Raw genomic sequence first — 2,456 nt, forward strand, 5'->3', positions numbered from 1 at the left:
CCGCCAACGGCGGCCTGCTGGGCGGCCTGCTCGGCGGACTGTCGGGCAAGAAGTGATCCACCTCAACCGCCAGGAATCCACATCATGCTGCAACAACAGACCTACTTTCACCACGAGCATGTGACCGGCATGGCTGAATCAGCGGGAAGCAACCGGCGGTCCGGCATGCTGGACGAGATCGTCCTGCTGCTGGGCCGGCAGTTCGCCGCCTACAACGCGGCATGCCAGTCGGCCCTGGCGGAAAAGCTGGGAATGCCCCCGGCGGACCTGAAGGCGCTGGAGCTGGTCATGGAGTTCGATGCCCTGCCCACCGGACATCTGGCCCAGTTGCTGGGCATCAGCTCCGGCGGCGCGACCGCCTTGATCAACCGGCTGGAAGCCGCCGGTTACGTCCAGCGCGGCCGCCACCCGCTGGACCGTCGGATGATCGTGATCCGGCCGGTCGAGGAGCAATGCCAGGCGCTGGTCCAGGAACGGCAGTGGATCGCCGAGGCCATCGCCACGACCGCGCGCGGCTATGACACCGCGGAACTGGAAACGGTGCATGCCTTCCTGACGCGCTGTGGCCGCGGGGTGAAGCGCGACACCCTGGCCTGGCTGGAAGCAGGCAGCGCGCATCAGGCCGGGTAGAAAGGCGGCGGGGGCACCGCCCCCGCCGCCGCTTCAACCGGATCAAGCCGCCTCGGGCGGCCCGAAGTGCAGGCGCGGCACGGCCGCCAGCAGCCTGCGCGTCATGTCCTGGCGCGGCTGGTGCAGCACTGCGTCGGCCGGTCCCAATTCGATAATGCGACCTGCATCCATGACGGCAATGCGGTCCGCCAGATACTCGACCACGCCGAAATTGTGCGTGATGAACAGGTAGGCGATGCCGAGCTCGTGCTGCAGCTCGCGCAGCAGGTCCAGGATCTGCGCCTGTACGGAAACGTCCAGCGCCGACGTGGGTTCATCGCAGATCAGCACTTTCGGTTCGACCGCCAGCGCCCGCGCGATCGCGATCCGCTGGCGCTGACCACCAGAGAATTCGTGCGGATAGCGCGCCAGGGTATTGGCCGGCAGGCCCACGCGCTCGATCAGCCGCGCGGCGTGGGCGCGGCGCGCCTCCTTGTCCATACCGGCACGCAGGGATGCCAATCCTTCGTCCAGGATGTCACCCACCCGCATGCGGGGGTCGAGCGAGGCATACGGGTCCTGGAAGATGATCTGGATGTCCTGCCTCAGGCGCTGCAGCGTGCGCCGGTCGGCGGACAATAAGTCCTGCCCCTGCAGCATCGCGCGGCCGGACACGCGCGCGCCATCGATCAGGCGCAGCAGCGCCTTGCCCGTGGTGGTCTTGCCGCAGCCGGACTCGCCCAGCAGGGCCAGCGTTTCGCCCGCCTTCAGGGTAAAGGTCACGCCGTCCACGGCCTTGACCCAGGACACGATGCGGCGCAGCGGCCCCTTGCGCACGGGGTAGTGGACCTTCAGGTCCTGCACGTCCAGCACCACCCCGGCTTCGCGCGGCTTGGCATCGGCAGCCGACCGGGTCGCTTCGCGCGCCATGGCCTCGCGACCGCTTTCCGTCAGCGGCGTGCCGCGCTTTTCAAATGTGGGGATCGCTTCGAACAGTTGCCGCGCATAGGGATGCTTGGGCGCGCGGAAGAACTCCTCGGCGTCGGCGCTTTCGACGATCTCGCCGCCGCGCATCAGCGCCACGTGGTGGGCCACGTTCTTCACCACCGCGAGATCGTGGGTGATCAGCAGCACCGCCATGCCCATTTCCCGCTGGATGTCGGCCAACAGGTCCAGCACCTGCGCCTGCACCGTGACGTCCAGCGCCGTGGTGGGTTCGTCCGCGATGAGCAGCACGGGTTCGGCCGCCAGCGCAATGGCGATCATGACGCGCTGCTTCTGCCCGCCCGAGAACTGGAAGGGATAGTCGTCGATGCGCCGCTCGGGTTCGGGGATGCCCACCCGCCGCAGCCAATCCATGGCCCGCGCGCGCGCCGCAGCGCCGCGCAGGGGCGTATGGGCGATCAGGGTCTCGATGATCTGGTCGCCCACCCGCATGACCGGATTCAGGCTGGTGGACGGTTCCTGGAAGATGATGCCGATGCGCCCGCCGCGCACGCCGCGCATGGCGCTTTCCGGCAGGCGGTTGAGGTCTTCCCCGTCCAGGTCGATCTGCCCGCCCACGATGCGTCCGGCGTCCGGCAGCAGGCGCAGGAGCGCCAGCGCCGTCATGCTCTTGCCGCACCCGGATTCGCCGACCAGCGCAAAGGTCTGCCGCCTGGAGATCGCCAGCTGCAGGCGCTTGACCGCATGCGTCATGCCGCTTTCGCTGGCGATGTCCACGTACAGGCCGTGCACGTCGAGCAAGGGAGCCTGGCTCATGGCGCATCTCCCGGGCGGGACTGGCGCGTATCGGTGGCCAGCGCCGTGCGCGGCGCGCGGCCGAACAGGCCGAAGCGCGCCATGCG

The 2,456-nt window shown here is 68.7% G+C and carries 2 protein-coding genes; one reads left to right on the top strand and one right to left on the bottom strand.

The window, feature by feature from the left end; genetic code table 11:
• Positions 1-84 precede the first annotated feature (84 nt).
• On the top strand, positions 85-630 hold the full coding sequence (locus tag VIR09_RS19890; protein WP_332014424.1) for a MarR family winged helix-turn-helix transcriptional regulator: 546 nt from the start codon (positions 85-87) through the stop codon (positions 628-630).
• A gap of 42 nt (positions 631-672) precedes the next feature.
• Here VIR09_RS19890 and VIR09_RS19895 read toward each other — a convergent pair whose 3' ends face one another.
• Positions 673-2,370: a dipeptide ABC transporter ATP-binding protein gene (locus VIR09_RS19895; protein ID WP_332014425.1), complete on the bottom strand. Its 1,698-nt coding sequence runs from the start codon at positions 2,368-2,370 to the stop codon at positions 673-675.
• Positions 2,371-2,456 lie beyond the last annotated feature (86 nt).

Source organism: Achromobacter sp. (genome assembly GCF_036567245.1).
GTDB lineage: Bacteria > Pseudomonadota > Gammaproteobacteria > Burkholderiales > Burkholderiaceae_B > Achromobacter.